Origin of the sequence: Thalassospira sp. A40-3, from assembly GCF_015871485.1 — a bacterium.
In the GTDB taxonomy this organism is placed as follows: domain Bacteria; phylum Pseudomonadota; class Alphaproteobacteria; order Rhodospirillales; family Thalassospiraceae; genus Thalassospira; species Thalassospira tepidiphila.
Genome location: NZ_CP065428.1, coordinates 1,579,396 through 1,597,198 on the forward strand (window position 1 = coordinate 1,579,396; position 17,803 = coordinate 1,597,198).

Annotated in this window: 14 protein-coding genes; 5 read left to right on the plus strand and 9 right to left on the minus strand. The window is 48.9% G+C overall.

Annotation, left to right across the window (positions count from 1 at the left end; all coding sequences use genetic code 11):
• Nucleotides 1–110: 110 nt before the first annotated feature.
• Nucleotides 111–860: a FadR/GntR family transcriptional regulator gene (locus IT893_RS07055; protein WP_120225880.1), complete on the minus strand. Its 750-nt coding sequence runs from the start codon at nt 858–860 to the stop codon at nt 111–113.
• Between the two features lie 534 nt (nt 861–1,394).
• On the opposite strand from IT893_RS07055, the gene IT893_RS07060 reads away from it, so the two are divergent.
• From IT893_RS07060 to IT893_RS07075, 4 genes are all read left to right on the plus strand, one after another.
• Complete coding sequence (locus IT893_RS07060) at nt 1,395–2,168, plus strand: SDR family NAD(P)-dependent oxidoreductase (RefSeq protein ID WP_008891943.1); 774 nt, start codon at nt 1,395–1,397, stop codon at nt 2,166–2,168.
• Nucleotides 2,169–2,243: 75 nt separating this feature from the next.
• Complete coding sequence (gene araD1, locus IT893_RS07065; RefSeq protein WP_197147307.1) at nt 2,244–3,233, plus strand: AraD1 family protein; 990 nt, start codon at nt 2,244–2,246, stop codon at nt 3,231–3,233.
• A 375-nt stretch (nt 3,234–3,608) separates the two neighbouring features.
• Nucleotides 3,609–5,936, plus strand: coding sequence for an AAA family ATPase (locus tag IT893_RS07070; protein WP_197147308.1), 2,328 nt, complete (start codon nt 3,609–3,611; stop codon nt 5,934–5,936).
• Nucleotides 5,933–7,870: a UvrD-helicase domain-containing protein gene (locus IT893_RS07075; RefSeq protein ID WP_197147309.1), complete on the plus strand. Its 1,938-nt coding sequence runs from the start codon at nt 5,933–5,935 to the stop codon at nt 7,868–7,870. The genes IT893_RS07070 and IT893_RS07075 overlap by 4 nt, the downstream gene beginning before the upstream one ends.
• Nucleotides 7,871–8,147: 277 nt before the next feature.
• Here the strand turns inward: IT893_RS07075 and IT893_RS07080 are convergent, their stop codons facing one another.
• Nucleotides 8,148–9,365 (minus strand): MFS transporter, encoded by a 1,218-nt coding sequence (locus IT893_RS07080; protein ID WP_197147310.1) that lies wholly within the window; start codon nt 9,363–9,365, stop codon nt 8,148–8,150.
• A gap of 107 nt (nt 9,366–9,472) precedes the next feature.
• Here IT893_RS07080 and IT893_RS07085 point away from each other — a divergent pair, with 107 nt between their 5' ends.
• Nucleotides 9,473–10,489, plus strand: a complete 1,017-nt coding sequence (locus IT893_RS07085) for an AraC family transcriptional regulator (RefSeq protein WP_083952795.1) — start codon at nt 9,473–9,475, stop codon at nt 10,487–10,489.
• On the opposite strand, the gene IT893_RS07090 is transcribed toward IT893_RS07085, so the two are convergent.
• The 7 genes from IT893_RS07090 to IT893_RS07120 all read right to left on the minus strand — a co-directional run bounded on the left by IT893_RS07090 (nt 10,474) and on the right by IT893_RS07120 (nt 17,687).
• On the minus strand, nt 10,474–10,947 hold the full coding sequence (locus IT893_RS07090; protein WP_252724104.1) for an IclR family transcriptional regulator: 474 nt from the start codon (nt 10,945–10,947) through the stop codon (nt 10,474–10,476). The genes IT893_RS07085 and IT893_RS07090 overlap by 16 nt on opposite strands.
• On the minus strand, nt 10,944–11,933 hold the full coding sequence (locus tag IT893_RS07095) for a phytanoyl-CoA dioxygenase family protein (RefSeq protein ID WP_064782079.1): 990 nt from the start codon (nt 11,931–11,933) through the stop codon (nt 10,944–10,946). Before IT893_RS07095 ends, IT893_RS07090 begins: the two co-directional genes overlap by 4 nt.
• Nucleotides 11,934–11,984: 51 nt before the next feature.
• Nucleotides 11,985–12,734, minus strand: coding sequence for a trans-aconitate 2-methyltransferase (locus tag IT893_RS07100; RefSeq protein WP_064782078.1), 750 nt, complete (start codon nt 12,732–12,734; stop codon nt 11,985–11,987).
• Nucleotides 12,724–14,178 carry a hypothetical protein gene (locus tag IT893_RS07105; RefSeq protein WP_157097783.1) on the minus strand — a complete coding sequence of 485 codons (1,455 nt, stop codon included), beginning with the start codon at nt 14,176–14,178 and terminating at the stop codon, nt 12,724–12,726. The genes IT893_RS07100 and IT893_RS07105 overlap by 11 nt, the downstream gene beginning before the upstream one ends.
• A gap of 41 nt (nt 14,179–14,219) precedes the next feature.
• Entirely contained in the window at nt 14,220–15,620 is a 1,401-nt protein-coding gene (locus IT893_RS07110) for a hypothetical protein (protein WP_197147311.1), read from the minus strand.
• A gap of 4 nt (nt 15,621–15,624) precedes the next feature.
• Complete coding sequence (locus IT893_RS07115; protein ID WP_064782075.1) at nt 15,625–16,638, minus strand: radical SAM/SPASM domain-containing protein; 1,014 nt, start codon at nt 16,636–16,638, stop codon at nt 15,625–15,627.
• A gap of 287 nt (nt 16,639–16,925) precedes the next feature.
• Complete coding sequence (locus IT893_RS07120) at nt 16,926–17,687, minus strand: IclR family transcriptional regulator (RefSeq protein ID WP_064782074.1); 762 nt, start codon at nt 17,685–17,687, stop codon at nt 16,926–16,928.
• Between the last annotated feature and the right edge of the window lie 116 nt (nt 17,688–17,803).

Below are 17,803 nucleotides of genomic sequence, written 5' to 3' on the forward strand. Positions count from 1 at the left end.
AATAATAAGCCCTGTCTGCGCCAAACGCGCTACCCGGCGTTTTGGGGGTAAATTCAAATAGTATGAGGAATGGGCGGCCGTGATTGGATCAACCGTCCCCGTCTTTCCGATTACAGGCCGATCTGATCCCAGTCATGTTCAACCGACATGCCGAGCTCCTTGCGCAGTTCGCGCATGGTCCGGCGCAGCAGGCCGTGCATTTTGCTGCGCGCCTCTTCGGGATCGCGTTGGCTGATGGCGGCATAGACCGCGTGGTGATCGGGCAGCGATTTGACATGTGCCTTGGGTCCGCCCGATGACAGGCGGAAAGATCCGATCAGGGCGGTTTCGATCAACATGCCGAACGACTTCATGAAATCGTTGCCCGACGCATCCAGAATACCCTGATGGAACACAAGATCGGTAATATAAACCGCCTCGGTGCCGGGTTCGGCCTTTTCCATTTCGAAATAGGCGGTTTCAAGATGCTTGATCTGTTCCGGCGTGGCGCGGACAGCGGCCATGGCGGCGGTGTTGGGCTCGATGATCAGGCGGGTTTCAAGCAGGCTATAGAGAAAGGCCGGGTCCGGATCCGGGAAATGCCAGGACAGGACATCAGGATCCAGCAGGTTCCAGCTTGAACGCGGTTTGACCCGGGTGCCGGTTTTAGGCCGACTTTCAATCAGCCCCTTGGCCGAAAGGATTTTGATGGCTTCGCGAAGGGCTGTACGCGAAACATCAAGGGATTCACTTAAGGCCGCCTCTGTCGGCAGGACATCGCCAGGCGCAAGCTTGCCCGAAACAATGCGTGCGCCAAGATCGTGGGCAACAATGCTGTGCAGACTGCGTTTGGCGTAAGTTCTCGACATGGTAGACGACATATATTCCCTCCGGCGTGGCCCTGATTGAAAAGCAAATAGGCAAAAGGCCCGCTTTGTCATTATTCATATAATATGAATTAATTTTCAGGGCAACTTATCTGGTGCCGTCAACGCCTTGTGCTGCATAGCATATAATTATTTCAGGGGTGCGTCACGATGGCTGTTACGTATTTGCTTATGTCATGAACTTATAAACAAGCTTTCAGATAATGAAAGAAAAGACTGCATGGTTTGACGCTTGACAGGCCCGGATATCCTGATCATTAATGTTATTGTATGAAGAATAAAAAACAAGATTATCAGGAGGAAGCATCACGCAGCCGCGCACGGGAACGTGCCCGGACCATTCGTCTGGTCTGATGGGGGCTTGTCGGCGTAGCATGATGTTGGCGTCAGGAATTTTTCGCCTGTTGCGCCGCACATAGCTTGATGGATGCACTTTCTGTCAATTTTGGCCTAGAATCGTGTTTGGCGTCAGGGGAATCCGACGTCTGACATCTGAAAACAAAACGCACGACGGGAGATGAAACGATCATGTCTGATCGCATGCCGACACACTACACAAGCCTGGAAGACAAATCGGTATTCATCACCGGTGGGGCATCGGGTATTGGCGAGGCGATTGTGACCGCCTTTGTCGAGCAGGGGGCAAAAGTCGCCTTTGTCGACATCATGGAAGATGCCGGTAACGCACTTGTCGAAAAGCTTTCGAAAGATGCACGAAATAAGCCTGTCTTTATCAAATGCGATCTGACCGATATTGCCGCCTTGCAGGCAGCCGTTGCCAAGGCGGCCGAGATCAATGGCCCGATCACCGGGTTGATGAACAATGCAGCCAACGATACCCGCCATAAATGGCAGGACGTCACCCCGGAATACTGGGATGAGCGCCAGGCAATCAATATTCGCCCGTCCTTCTTTGCCATTCAGGCGGTGGCACCGATGATGCAAAAGGCCGGCGGCGGCGCGATCATCAATTTCGGGTCGGTCAGCTGGATGATGGGGCAGGGCGGTATGCCCGGCTACACGACGGCAAAGGCCGCAACCCATGGCCTGACGCGCGGCATGGCGCGCGATCTTGGCAAGGATCACATCCGCGTCAATACGCTCGTGCCCGGTTGGGTCATGACCCAGCGCCAGCTTGACCTGTGGGTCGATGAAGCCGCCGAACGTGAAATCGATGAGCGCCAGTGCCTTAAAAACAAGGTGATGCCCGATGATATCGCGCGCATGGCGCTTTTCCTGATTTCGGACGAGGCCCGCATGGTCACCGCCCAGAACTTTATCGTTGATGGCGGCTGGGTCTAAGGCCCGCGTCACGCACCCCGTATTCCGACATCGCCATATTCCGACATATATCCAAGACCGTTCAGGACAGAATTCATGAGACTGGTTCAATTCAAGGACACCGCCGGCGCGCAACATGTGGCCGTGGTCGAAGACCAAAATACCCTGATCCCGCTTAAGGGCGTATCCACCACCCGTGAACTTGCGACCATCGCGCTTGCCAAGGGCATGACGATGATCGAAAAGGCAAAAATTCGTATGGGCGACACCACGGTCGACTATAACGAAGTCGCCCGCGATGGCCGCCTTTTGCCGCCGATCACCCATGTTGATCCGGCGCATTTCCTTGTGACGGGCACCGGCCTTACCCATCTTGGCTCGGCATCGGCGCGTGCGAACATGCACAAGGCCGATAACAAGGACGCCAACGAAACCGATTCCATGAAGATGTTCCGCATGGGGGTTGAGGGCGGCAAGCCCAAGGCTGGCGAACATGGTGTGCAGCCGGAATGGTTTTATAAAGGCGATGGTTCCATCGTTGCCAATCCGGGGGCAGATATCCCAAGCCCGTCCTTCGCCCTTGATGGCAGCGAGGAGCCGGAAATTGCCGCGGTTTATGTCATTGATCATGATGGCACCCCGGTGCGCATCGGCTTTGCCATCGGCAACGAGTTTTCCGACCATGTGATGGAACGTCAGAACTACCTGTATCTGGCGCATTCAAAGCTGCGCCATTGTGCGATGGGCCCGGAATTGCTGCTGGGCGACCTTCCGAGCCATGTCGAGGGTACCTCGCGCCTCTATCGTGATGGCAAGGTGATCTGGGAAAAGCAGTTCGTCAGTGGCGAAGACAACATGTCGCATTCGATCGCCAACCTTGAATATCACCATTTCAAATATGACCTGTTCCGCCGTCCGGGCGATGTGCATGCGCATTTCTTTGGCACCGCAACGCTCAGCTTTGCCGATGGTGTCACCACCCAGGACGGGGATGAGTTCGAAATTGAATCCGCCCTGTTCGGTCGTCCGATCCGCAATCGCCTGATGGTTCAGGCCGAGCGCCCGGTGACCGTCAAGGCGATCTGATGTCTTTCTGAGACTCCCAAGGGCCAAAAACCCTGTCTACCTCCAAACGACACGACTTGCCCCGGTGCTTAACTGTGCCGGGGTTTTCTTTTTTAATCTCAGGTTGTGGTTTGGTGGTTGTTTGTGTTCTGCTAAAGTATGGTAGGGAGAGTTACATACTTTGGGGAGATAAATCTGTTTCCTTATCTCATGTACCCTTATTTAAAAGCAGTTAGCCTGCCTTAATGGTCGATCAAAGTTTCGGTTTACCAGCGTCAAACCATAGACGCGATGTCGCGGATTTCAAGAAATGTAGTAAGCCGTGGACACTTTGCCGGACGGTATTCTCTCGTCGGAAGTTGCCATACGCTCATCGCAATAACATTAGAGTAAGTTATGCAGATTGAATTTGTTGAAATAGGCAACTTCCGAAAGTTGTTGGCTACACGGATTGACCTCTCAGCAGAGAAGACAATATTCGTTGGTGCTAATAATAGCGGTAAGACGTCGGCAATGCTCGCTTTTCGAAAGTTCCTAAGTCAATCCTCTGGCGCTTTTAGATTGCAGGATTTGACATTGAGCCACATTGCTGCATTAGAGACTATTGGGAAGTCTTGGGAGAGTTATGATCCGGAGGCTGACGAATTTAGTCCAGCGGACTTGGATAAGTGGGTTCCTTTACTGCCGTTCTTCGATCTGTGGTTGAACGTGAAAGTTGGTGAGTTTCATTACGTGAACTCTATCATGCCTAATCTTGATTGGCAGGGTGGCATGATAGGTCTACGCTTGCGGCTTGAACCATCAAACATTGTTGAACTGTTCAATGATTATCGGAAGGCACGCGAGGAGGCGGAGGCGCTGATCGCTGTGGCTGTCGAAAAAGCCAAGGAAAAGGCGGCAAGTAACGGAAGCCCTTATGTGGAGCCCAAGATTCCGGTTTGGCCCCGTGACTTGCCAGATTACCTGGACCGACAGTTACCCAGGAAATTCAAACTTATCGCTTACCCTCTAGACCCAAAGATGGTGGTGCCTCCCACGTCTAAAGCAGCGCAGCCTCAACAGTTAAATGCCTCGGCGCGCGCACTAAAAGACGATCCGCTGAAACATCTTATCAGGGTGAACTACGAGTCCGCCCAACGCGGCATGAGTGATGAGGCGGAAGCCAGTGGACCAGATGATAAGTTCGAGGCCTTTCCTGGGCAAAAACTCTCGAGCCAGCTTGGGCATTATCATCAGAAACATCTTGATCCGACAGATAGTCCGTCCGCTGACGATCTTGGTGCGCTTGAAGCAATCGAAGCGGCAAGAAGTGCTTTCGATCAGCGTATAGGTGAGGCATTTCAGCCCGCGTTCCATGAAGTCGAAGAGATGAACTATCCTGGTGTCACTGATCCTCATATTCAGGTCACATCAGAGCTCAAGGCCGGCGATATACTCCAGCACAAGACATCCGTTTCATTCGTCATGAGCAAGCCTTCCAAGGAAAACGCTGCAAACAAGCTTATGCGTCTTCCAGAAAACCAAAATGGACTTGGTTATCAGAATTTGATCTCGATGGTTTTCAAGCTGATGCGTTTCCGCGACGCGTGGATGCGTGTGCAAAAGGCAGAAAAATCGGACGACACGGTTTTTGAACCCATCCATCTTGTTCTGCTAGAGGAGCCCGAAGCGCATCTGCATGTGCAGGTGCAGCAAGTCTTTATCAAGAAAGCTTACGACGTCCTTAGACAACATGAAAGGCTGGGAAAAAATAAGGAGTTAGTAACGCAGCTAGTTGTGAGTACGCATTCTAGCCATATTGCACACGAAACACCCTATAGCTGCCTGCGATATTTCCGGCGTTTGCCTTCAGGAATGGGGGCCGATGTTCCAATTTCGACGGTCGTAAACCTTAAGGATGTGTTTGGCCAAAATGAGAAGGACACCCAAGATTTTGTCACGCGGTATCTACGTGCTCAACACTCTGACTTGTTCTTCGCAGATGCTGCGATAATGATAGAAGGCTCTGCGGAACGAATGTTGGTCCCGCACTTCATTAAAAACGCTTTTCCCTTCTTGCATCAATGCTATGTGACGCTTTTAGAGATCAATGGGAGTCATGCGCATAGGTTGAAAGACCTGATTGAAAAGCTAGGCCTGCTGTGTCTGATTGTCACGGATATCGACGCAGGGACGCGCGGAACGGGAAAGAAGGCAACGGTTTCCGGAGTTCGTCCCGCGAAGGGGGATGGGCAAGTGACAACGAACGCTACGCTGAAAGAATGGCTGCCGAAAGAATCCGATTTTGATGTGCTGATTGATATGGCCCCAGCTGGCAAGATAGCCGAGCACGATCCACTTTTCGCGGTCCGAGTAGCTTATCAGACGAGTGTTACAAAGTACAAAGATGGAGTGCCTCCCGCCGAGGTTCAAGTTTTTCCAAGTACTTTTGAAGACTCAATGGTCTTGCAGAATGTTGATTTCTTCAAGAACCTGCAGGGAAACGACCTCACAAGGAAGTTTCGAGAAAGTCTAGATTCAGCGCCGGACTGGAACGCAGTAGCAGAAGGACTTTACAGCGCTCTGCAGAACGGTAGTAAGGCGAGCTTTGCCTTGGATGTACTTAGTGGCGATGGTTTTGAAGGCTTGAGCGTTCCTAATTATATTTCTGAAGGCCTGCAATGGTTAGAGGAACGGCTTCGTGTGAAGAAATCGGACACTTTAGTTGACGGAGGAAACGGATGACTGAACAAGTCGCCGATAATCACGTCGACGATATTGTCGATGAGCAGATTCGAGCTTGTCTGAACTTCGAAAATCCACGGAGCTTTTTTCTTTTTGCAGGCGCCGGATCAGGTAAAACCCGCTCTCTCGTAAATGCCATAGATTTTTTGCGCTCAGCCCATGACTCATCAATGAAGAACCGGCGATGGCTGCAGGTGCGGGGCAAGAAGGTGGCAGTCATTACTTTTACCAATGCTGCACGAGATGAAATTGTGGATCGAACCAAGCGAGATCCGCTTGTTGTTGTTCATACCATCCACTCGTTTTCATGGCTTCTTATTAAGAGCCATCAATCTGATATCCGTACTTGGCTAAAGAAAGATATCCAGATTTCTCTTGATAAAATGAAACAAGAACAAGCGGCGAGAAAGCGGACGGATACAAAAATCTATGGAGACACCGAACGTTCAATTGCGTCTAAGCAGGACAGACTCCTTGCTATCGATGAAATACCCGAGTTCATCTATAGCCCTTCAGGGGACAATAAGAGCAAGGACTCACTAAGTCATGGCGAGGTTCTGAAAATCGTTACTAGCTTTTTGTCGGAGAAGCCAACGATCCAGCGTATCTTGGTGGACGCGTTCCCCGTGCTTCTTATCGATGAAAGCCAGGATACAAACCGGCATCTTCTCGAAGCGTTGCTCAAAGTACAGGCTTCTCATGATAAGATCTTTAGCTTGGGGCTGCTTGGAGACACCATGCAACGGATTTATGCGGATGGTCATCACGAACTAGGGAAGCCCGGCTTTGTGCCGGAGGATTGGGCCAAGCCTGCGAAGAAGATGAACCACCGAAGCCGAAAGCGGATCGTTGATTTGGTGAATGCTGTCAGGTCTGAAGTAGACGAACAAAAGCAGCAGCCACGAAGCGACAAGCCTGGAGGTTGGGTGCGACTTTTCGTCATTGATAGGTCTAAGTTCACCCAACCCTTGGTGGTCGAAGAGCGAGTCCGTCAATGTATGGCAGATGTTACTGGTGATGTGGATTGGGTGCTAAATGCTGAGCAATTAGAAGATCCGGTAAAAACGCTAATACTTGAGCACCACATGGCCGCAGCTCGCATGGGCTTCAGTGATATGTTTGATCCGTTGTATAGGGTTTCAGATGACACATTTCGAACAAATCTTCTGAAGGGTTCCCTGCCAAGTATTCGCTTCTTTTGCTTGGATGTGGCTGAATTAGTCGATGCGGTTTTGCGCGATGATGAGTTTGCGATTGCACGAATTGTTCAAGATAAATCACCAATTCTGGACAAGAAGACGCTGTTCTCTGCTGGAGAGAGGCAGGGTGAGAACTTAAAGAAGGCAAAATCTGCCGTCGAGAATTTGAGAGAGCTATTGGAGCAAAACCAAGACCCTTCTCTATTGGAGTTATTGAATGTCGTTTCCTCTAATGATCTCTTTCAAGTTCCACGGTCTTTAATTCCATTTCTAGATGGGGCGATGGTCAAGACGGAAAACGGTGATGAAGGCATCATTGAGGATGTAAAGTCTGAAATTGGTGCTTGGCGCGTGGCGCTTGACGCACCATTGAGCCAGGCAAGAAAATATATTGCTTACGTTTCTGGGAAAACGGGATTTGATACCCATCAAGGTGTCAAGGGGTTGGAGTTTCCTCGCGTCATGGTCGTGATCAATGATGACGAAGCGAGGGGATTTCTCTTTAGCTATGACACACTGTTTGGCGCAAAAGAAAAAAGCAAGCGCGACCTCGAAAACGAAGCCGCAGGGCTTGATAATGCATCGGATCGCACTCGCCGACTTCTCTATGTGACTTCAAGTCGTGCCGAAGATAGTCTCGCAATTGTAGCGTATACAGACAATCCGCGTGCGGTGACGGATACAGCCACTAGCAGTGGAATATTTCTTGAAGACGAGATAATTGCATTTGAATGATTGTGAAAGGTGGCGCTGGTGTTGGCCGTCTTGAGAAAAAAGTTAGAAGGAGGAGACTGGCCCCTTTTCACATTTGCTGCCCATAGATTTCCACCTGCGTGGGAATGACGGGGTTGGTGGCGTTCTAGGTTGCGCGTTCGCGGAACGGGATAAGGGCAGCGGATTGGTTCCGCTGCCCTTTTGTGTGTCTGGGGTAATGTGGAAGAAATGTCCCGGCAGTGGTGACACTGCCGGGGCGGGCTGGGCCTTTGCATCGGTGGGGGTTGGGGCGATGCTGTTATCCCTGTTTTGCGGGAACAGGGGCGGTTCGCAGGCCCAGGGTTACGATGATCGATGCGGCGAGAAGCAGGAAGCCGGCGATGGTAAAGACGCCAAGCGCGCCGCTGGTGTCAAAGACAAGGCCGCCGACTGCGGCACCCGTGGCAATGGCAAGCTGGAAACCGGCGACCAGAAGTCCGCCACCGCTTTCGGCCTCATCCGGCACAGTGCGCGTGATCCAGGTCGACCATGCGACCGGCACACCGCCAAAGGCCATGCCCCAGATCGCAACAAGCACGGTGGTCGGGGCAACCGCACCATCAATGGCGACCATGCCGACCCCGGCCAGCCCCATGATCATCGGCATCAGGGCGATGGTCATGCGCAGCGAGCGGGCAATCAGCGCGCCACCAACATAGGTGCCGATAAAGTTGGCGACACCAAAGCCCAGCAAAATGCCCGAGACACCCGCCGTCGTCACACCCGAGACATTTTCAAGGAACGGGCGGACATAGGTAAACAGCGCGAAATGGCCGGTAATGATCAGGACCAGTGAAAACAGCCCGAATTTCATGCGCGGGCGGTTGATGACCTCTATCAAGGTGCGCAGCGTCGCACGCCCGCGCGGCGGCATTTTGGGAAGCGTTGCGAATTGCACGACAAGGGCCAGAACGCCCAGAAGGGAGGCCAGCATAAAGACATTGCGCCAGCCAATGACATCGCCAAGATAGCTGCCGAGCGGGGCGGCAAAGACGGTGGCGGCGGAAACGCCGCTAAACAGGATGGCAAGGGCGCGCGGGACGTTCTTTTCCGGCACAAGGCGCATGATGATGGCCGCCGACATCGTCCAGAAACCACCAAGGGCAACGCCCAGCAAGACCCGGCCGGCCAGAAGGATGGCATAGTTCGGGGCCTGTGCGATCATGATGTTCGCGGCAATCAGAAGAACCGAAAAGCCAAGCAGAACATAGCGGCGGTCGATCTTGCGGGTAACGGTCGCGGTCAGAAGGCTGGTGATCAGAGCCATAACGGCGGTGGCGGACATGGCCTGACCGGCCATGCCTTCGGTAATGTGCAGATCATCTGCCATCGGGGTGAGCAGGCTGACCGGCAAAAATTCGGCCGTGACCAGCCCGAATACCCCAAGCGTCATGGAAATCACAGCAGCCCATGCAGCAGGTGCGGGCGCGGCCGATTGATCCATGGCCGATTGGGGGCGGGATTGCGGTTCACTCATGGGAAGTCCTTTGAGTTGATGTTTTGCATTGCACCCAAAATAGTCTGGACCGTTCGGACGATCTATGACAGTTTGTCTTTATTCATTGATCAATCGTCCGGAATGTCATGTCGCTTATTGCAAATGCAGACCTAAACAGCCCGTCAGATCATATCGAGGGCCAGTTCAATCCTGCCGGTCATGACATGGTAAATGAACTGCTTTCCGGTGTGCGGTTGCGGGGCCTTGATTATCGTCGCATCGAAATATCCGCCCCGTTCGGTTTGCGGTTTGGCGAGGATGTTGACGATGGCCGCGCCTGGTTTCATTTCATCGGGCAGGGCACGGTCCATTTGCGGACCAAAAGTGGTGCGACCCATGTTCTGGGCTGCGGGGATGCGGTGTTGTTGCCCTGTGCGGGCATTCACGATCTTTACAGCCAGGACGGCGTTGCGATGCGCAGCATTGATGCGTTTGAAAAGGCGCCGCTGTGTGATGCGGCATCTGAAATTCGTGCCTGCGAAGCCGATGTGTGCCGATCAAAGGACAATCTGATTTTCAGTTGTGCGATGGAATTTGATCTTGGCTGGCTGCATCCGTTGGCCCACCTCAAGCCGGAAATCATGCATATCGAAACGGTGCCGGATCATGATCCGCAAATCCCGGCAATCCTTGATGTGATGACCGCAGAACTTCGTGCCAAGCGGCCGGGATATGGTGTGATCCTGACCCGTCTAGCCGATGTGGTGGCCGCAGCGATCCTTCGGCGCTGGGTCGAGACGGGATGTGATGTATGCGGCTGGGTGGAAGCGATCCGTGATCCCAAGCTGGCGCGTGTTCTGGCGGCCCTGCATAAGGAGCCGGGGCGGAGTTGGTCGGTTGCGGATATGGCATCGGAAATGGGTGTATCGCGGTCTGTCTTTGCCGAACGATTTGTCGAGCTGACAAAATCAACACCGCAGCAATATCTGACAAACTTGCGCATGCGTCTGGCCAGCCAATGGATCGGGCGGGAAAACCTTTCCTTGGATGAGGTGGCGGATCGTCTTGGCTATGCCTCGGTCGCGGCATTCAGCCGGGCGTTCAAACGCACAACCGGGAAATCCCCCGGTGCCATCCGTCATATTGATTACGCATCGCCGTAAAGGACGTGCTGCGCGCTTTTTGCAGCAGCTTGAAGCTTTGCCAGCAAGCCGTCGCGATTTTGCGCCAGCGTTGCCGGGGATGCACCAAACACCGAAAAGGCCGAGATCATATTGCCATGTTTGGTCAGGATCGGCACGGCGATGGCATAGATGTCTTTTTCGCGCTCGCCATTATTGGTGGAAAAGCCCTGATCGCGGATGTGGGCAAGTTCCGTCCTTAGATCATCAAGATCGGTGATGGTGTGATCTGTCATTCCCTTAAGGCTGGCATTCTTGAAATAGCGGTCCTGATCATCGGGACTCAGATGTGCAAGCCACAGCTTGCCATGTGCCGTGCAAAAGGCATCAAGCCGCGACCCAATCCGGATATCGACATAAAGCGCCCGGTCGGGGAGGGCGCTCGGTGATCTTCGAGGCGAATTGACAATATGGGATATTTCTAAAGCGTCGGAAGTCACCGCTTAGAAATTCTTGATACAACAGCGGCTGATTTGGTGAGGACACGATTAGGTATGGTAAACATTTTCCCTGCAAAATGTTTACCTACCGACAGGTGTTTTGTAAACTTGTGACGTAAATCATAGTACAGCTCAACAATGCCTTGTTCTGAAAACTGAGAATAAGCTGCTCCACTAATCTCCCATTTTTCCCCTCGTTCCCACTGTCGAGTTCTTTTTGATAGTTTGTCTCCAAAACCAAGTAATCGTGTCCCGGGATATGTGTGCGCACGCATTATTTTACGCTCACATCCTTCTTTCAGGAAGCTGCCTCTGTGAAATACATCAGTGTTAAATATTATTAAGGATCCGGCAGGTGCAAGGATTTCAACAAACGGAGGTAGTCCCTCTGGGAGTACCTCGTTATTCATAGTATAGAATTCAGGAACTCCAACCGTTATTGTTCCATTGTGCTCTAATTGTGAAAACCATGCTCTGAACTGTTGCCTTGCGAGTGGTGCACTGCCGGGATGCACACCAAAAGCCCCTCTCCCGGTCTCTAGAATATCTTCCAAATAGACCATAAATTTGAGATTCCAAGTCTTATCAAAGTGCGAGGGAGCTACTTCCTTGCCGGTACCTATATCATGTGTGGCGTATATCTCAGTATTCAGCATGCAAGGTCTACCTACGATTTTCTCCGTTAGTTGAACGATCTTGTCGTCAGCAAATACCTTATCTACGGTCTCGAATGTTGGAGCAGTAACGGAACCACGGTCAAAAGCTGCATAATCAGCAATATCTCCACCGACTTTACGGACGTAGGCTACCTCGTCTTTATTCCTGAGACTTCTTATATGTTCCCATTCAGCTCGAAGGTTATCAAGGTTTGGTTGGGACACCCATGAAGGCAAAACAGCTACACCGAATTTTCTCAATGCACGCTCTACATCTTCCTCCTGAAAGCCATTTTTTAGGGTAATGTCTTCCAAAGTTGCGGCATTCATGGTGCTTTCTCCAAGTGGTTTCTTCGCTAATCGAATGCAGTAAAAGTCTAATTATGATTTTAAATCAATTATTAGAAACTGCAATTGCACTAACTGTTGTGCGCCATTTACCAATTGCCTAGGATTTTTTTTTGTTTCAATAGTCCAAGTTCGCATTGGATCTTCTCTTTGAATCAATGATTGGGACATTGCAAAGGGGAGCATCTGATATTTGTCTATATCGTTACTCTTCGTGTCCAATATCTTTTTTATCGTTGCTCTGCTTACGTAATTCCACCCGATTTCCCATTCCCCTTCGGTATCACTTCCTTCGATAACACGTCGATGCCTCATAATCACATCGACCGGGTGGTCATTTATCATGTCGAGGACAACTATTCTGCCATTTGGCAGGGTAAGGTTAACTAAGTTCGACAAAACAGGTTCAGTGTCATCAAAGCAATTTAAAACACCTGACATGATACTGAAATCGAATTTTGAAGTGGGCGATAAAGTAGGTACAGAAATATCACCCTGAATAAACTCAACGCTAGGAAGGCGTTTCCTGGCAAGTTCTAACATCTTTTGTGATACATCAAAGCCGCTCAGCTTCAGTTTAGGAAACCTGAAGCTCAGATAATGCAATAAATCTCCGGTCGCGCAGCCAATGTCTATACAACTTCCACCATTTTTTGCTCCTTTTTCCTCCAAGATATTACCAATATGAACAAAAATATCCTTTGGTTTTTCTCTTCGATCTTCGTTTATGTAGATATCGTCATCCGCTATTCTGCGGCCAGAACCAGACCATTTACTTTGCATCTATCTTGTCTCTTTCTATTTGCTCTAACTGCCTGCAGATTCGAACAAAAGAGTTACCATCTAGTGGACCGAAACCAATCAATTCCTCTAAGCTATCAGAGATAAGTTGCTCAAATCGACTCTTTTCGGTCGCTAGCAATTTAATTTCCTCTAGAGTTTCCGAGTACGAAGATGTGGCCAAATAACTTGCAATGTTTGGAAATTCATCTAACCCAAACTGAAACAAATCGTAGTCTATGCACACTTTTCGAGCGGCGAGAGCCCACCGTGCGGTGCTGGAACCGTTAACCAACAAAACATCGTAAGATGGAATTAAATCAACAACGAAACCTGGGGTATTATATATACCGTTTTTCTCGAGCTTTTTTACGTCGTCTGTGATTATTCGTGGATGAAGGGAAAAAGATAATTGTACATTATTGAATCGCTTTAAATCATCGCAGAGCCGAGATATGTAATTCGCTACACTTGAAAATTCACTTTTTTGGGCCCAGCTGGTAGTTTCGCTTGGAGGAACGCAAACTAGTATTTTGACTTTATTTCTAGATATCTTTGTGCAGTTAGCAAACGCTATTTGAGCGGCGGGATCTCTTTCAAACGCATCGGATACCACATCTCCGTATATAGACCCGGTAACCACAATTTTCTTCTCTGGGACGCCCTCCTGTAAGTATCGCGCCTGCATTGCTTGTCCCTCGCTCAATATGATGTCGCTATTTCCTCCTTGAAAGCACCAAGGGTCTCTGAAGGTTATTCCGCAGTATTCCATTGCGATAATAAAAGAAGGCGGCAGATATATACTGTTTCCAAAATGAGTTCCTCTAATCCATTGAGGGTGATTGGTCTTTATGTACGAGCCTCCTGCGCTATCTGTATTGTATAGACTGCCATCTTCTGCTTTTTCCTCGACGCCTTTGTATACTAGTGATGAGGAATCCGCCATTCCATAGGGTAGGGTAGCTATGATCAGACCGCGTTGCTTTGCGACATGCAATAGCCAATAGTCTGAGGCAATACCATCCTCACCAGTTACAATCACTGTGGCGCCACTCTCATCAATTACCCTTTGGGCATCTTCAATACGAAATGTGTGGTACTTCACCATCTCAGAAAGTGCAGCATCAGGAATGCCGGTATCTTTAGGCACTCCGAGCGCAAAAGACTTTTTATTTATTAAATAATGTATTCTTTTTAGTATTCTAGAAAAGAAATTGTTTGTATTTTGTGCTGTATTATCGACCGGTCCGCGGTCTCCTTTATGAATAAAAAAACTAGCATTGAGAGATGTTGCTACGTCTGACACACGTTGAGCAACGCCGTCATCGTCTCGATCGCAGCAAAAACAGACAGAAAACCCATAGCGCTGCATTCGTTCAGCGACTTCTTTGTAATAGTTTAGTTGTCCAGTTTCGCCGCAAATAATAAGAATTCTTGGGTGAGTCAATTTTCATTATCTCTTATTAAATTTTGAAAAATATGTTTTCACTAATTATGCTCTGTTATTAGTCTGACAATATTTTCTGTTGCTCTTCCGTCAATTTCCCCCCATATTTTCCTGTTTTCTTCCATACCGCGTGCTTGTGTTTCATAGTATTCGTTATTTAGCATTTTCAATACTTTTTCTTTTGAATTCGAGAAGTTCGCAAAAGAAAAAAAACCTGGAGAATTGTCGTAGATAGAGAGGTTAAATCCATACATATCATAGTTGATGACCGGTTTTCCAGCTGCGAGCGCCCAGCGAATAGTCGATGAAAAGCATGTGAAAAATAAGTCGTGAACAGGGATTGCCGTAATCACACCGTTTTCAATAGTATTTAGATTCAAATTGTTGATGACTTCTCTGTCAGAATCTAGGGTGTTCGGGTGAATAGAAACTGAAATTTCAAGTTGTTCATTTTCGTCTTCGAGTCTCTTTAATTGTTGCCAAACTGTACTGTATGACTCAAATTCGCAAAATTTAGCACGAGTAGCATGATAGTTCGGCGGCAGTGATACTAGTATTTTTGTTTTGTTTGGGGCTATTTTTTTCTTGTTCTCAAATGCCCTCTTGGCATCCCCGTGTTCGGATATTTTCTCATAAATTAAGTCACAATATATCGAGCCAGTTGGCACAAGTTTTTTTTCGTCGATATTTTCATCTCGGTAGACACGCATCGTGTTTTCGCTCTCTACTGCAATGTATGAGCTTGGTCCGCCGTGTACAGTCCAAGGATTCTGAAGTTCTCCAATTATATCTTCTCTTGCAAGTATATACTCAGGGGGGAACAGTAAAAAATTTTTACGTTTGTATGTTTTGATCCATTGTGCGTGTTTGGAGCGGATCAATTGACCTAGTGCCGAGTTTGGAACTTCGTATAGTGTACCGTCAGCATACTTTTCAAGCAGTAGGTTTTGAAAGTCTTGGTGGTTGGATATCTCGTAAGGAACAACGATAACCGGTATCTTCAATTCTATAGCCGCAGATATGTATTCGAAAGGGGAAGATATTCCGTCTTCGAAGCAGATCAAATGTGTAGATTGTGACTTAGATATCTCTAGTTTTGCGATTTTCTTTTTCTGGAAAAAGTCACGTGCCGTACGCAGATACTTAATTCTGGACCGCATGGGTGCTGCTCTGTACTTCAATTGGCTTAGTGCTAGTAAATATAAATTTTCACAAAAGTTTTTAATAGTATTTATGTGTTCTCTGTTGCTAATCGTTGAGTTCGTTTTTTTCGATATTGTTATTATTTCTTGCGTTAAACCAGAGTTATTGGGCGTGCATAAAGTAACTTTAATACGCTGTTGTTGCAGCCTTGATGCTAGTTCGGTTGTCAATTGCAGCTGAGATTTCAGCGTTGGTACTATGAAAACTCTTGATTTTCTTGTTTCCCGGTTTGTTGTCATCCCCTTACCCTTCTTCTCTCCAGAATGTTTTGTGTTGCACTAATTCTGTGTTTAGTGGTTGGGGTTTGCATTTGCTTGCACGGATGCAATTGGCGCATAGAGTTCCTTCAAGGTCGTCAGCAATGTGGCGTTGACGTAAGTCACGAAACCGTTTGCTATGCCAAGCATCCTTTACCGACATGTTGGAAATGCTCTCTACTGCGAGTAGGTTTTCGTAGTCATTACAGCATGCTTTCATATACCCTTCTAGGCTAAAATGTGCTTTGTTAAAAGGAAGGTGGCAGTCACGGTAGGGAGGGTCAGGGAATTCTGACATTTGGCCTGATTGATTGGATGCCTCATAGTATAGTATTTCGTCAACATAGTCTGAGATAAGAGATTTCAAGTTGTCGAATGAGGCAATTGTATGGGGCATGCCGACAAACGAGACGCCTAGATATACATCTTGAGAAACCTTTTCTCTATAGGCGCTTACAAATCGGATGTTATCGATAACCTTGTCAAAGTTATCTTTTCCATGAACTGCTTTATAGGTTTCTCGGTCGCCGCCGTTTACAGAAAACTTAATCGAGTTCAGCCCTGCATCGAGAATTTTCTTAAATTTGTCGTGTCCGACCAATGCCCCATTGGTCGAGATGTACTGATATTCGTAGCCAGTTTCTTTGCAAAACGAGATATACTCGTCTAACCACTTGCAGGTCAGTGGTTCTGCACCTGCGAATAAGCCGATTTCCCTAGCGCCGCATTCGTAGGACTCTGTAACAATACGTTTGAATAGATCTCGATCAATGTGCCTCTTTGGGCGCTCCATTAGTGTGTAAGCGCAAAAATTACAATTATGGTTACATATGTTCGTTGTCTCAACCTGAATCTGTCTAGGGAATGGAGGGCATTGTTCTCGTTTTGAATCAGTTATCATATTCAAAAGTCGCGTACCAATATGGCTTTTCCCGGTGTATCCGCTAGAGAATATTTCGGTGAGATCATCTTCGATGAATTGTTTGTTCTCTTTTGCCATAGTTAATTCGGTTCCCAAAAACTGATTTGATTAGCCATATCTTGTGCCTTTTTTTAAATGATGTGCAAATGAATTCCAACACCGAATTCATACGTGGTGAGGATAAGCGGGATAGTCGGCTGGTGTAAGCGTGCAGGGTAACCCGCTTCACATAATATTTCTTGCTAAAGCATCTTGGAGATGTTGATGATAATAATTTGCACTTGTGTGTAAGGGGCATGTATTGCCATAGCATGGTCACAAAGGGTTCAGGGGATAAGCGTATGATAGCAGTATTGGTCGGCTAATCAGTTCGCGCCGCAAATTGTAATTTTTGCAAGATGTGCGGCAATTTGCGTGCTCTCTAGAAGGCTCTGGCGGTTCTGGTCAAGTATCTCAACTGATGCGCCAAATACCGAAAAGGCCGAGATCATATTGCCATGTTTGGTCAGGATCGGCACGGCGATGGCATAGATGTCTTTTTCGCGCTCGCCATTATTGGTGGAAAAGCCCTGATCGCGGATGTGGGCAAGTTCGACCTTTAGTGCATCAAGATCGGTGATGGTGTGATCCGTCATCCCCTTAAGGCGGGCATTTTTGAAATAACGGTCCTGATCATCGGGGCTGAGATGCGCCAGCCACAGCTTGCCATGCGCTGTGCAAAAGGCATCAAGCCGCGACCCAATCCGGATATCGACATAAAGCGCCCGGTCGGGGAGGGCCTTGGCGATGCAAACTGCTGCGTCGCGATCAAATTCGGTTGCCATGCAGGCTTCGCCTGTTTCGCGCGCCAGCTGATCAAGGATCGGCTGCAGGATGGTCGGCAGGTTGCCATCGTGCAAAACACGATCCCCCAGATCGGCAAACATATACCCCAGCCTGAAAACCCCGCGTGACGTCACCCGCAATGCCCCGGCATGCACCAGTGTGTGCAGAAACCGGTGGGCGGTGATCATGTTGATGCCTAGTGCATCGGCCGTTTCCTTGGCGGTCAGTTCACTTTGCCCCGCCGCAAACAGATCAAGAATTTTAAAGGCCTTAAGCACGGAACCATTGAGTTGGCTGGTCATCGGGTTGCTTTTCTCCACGCAAACAGATCGGACGCCGCTGTGCCGTCTTGACGACCACCGGATTTCAATAATAAACTATATTATAAATCATATTTCAACTATAGAAATAACGGGCA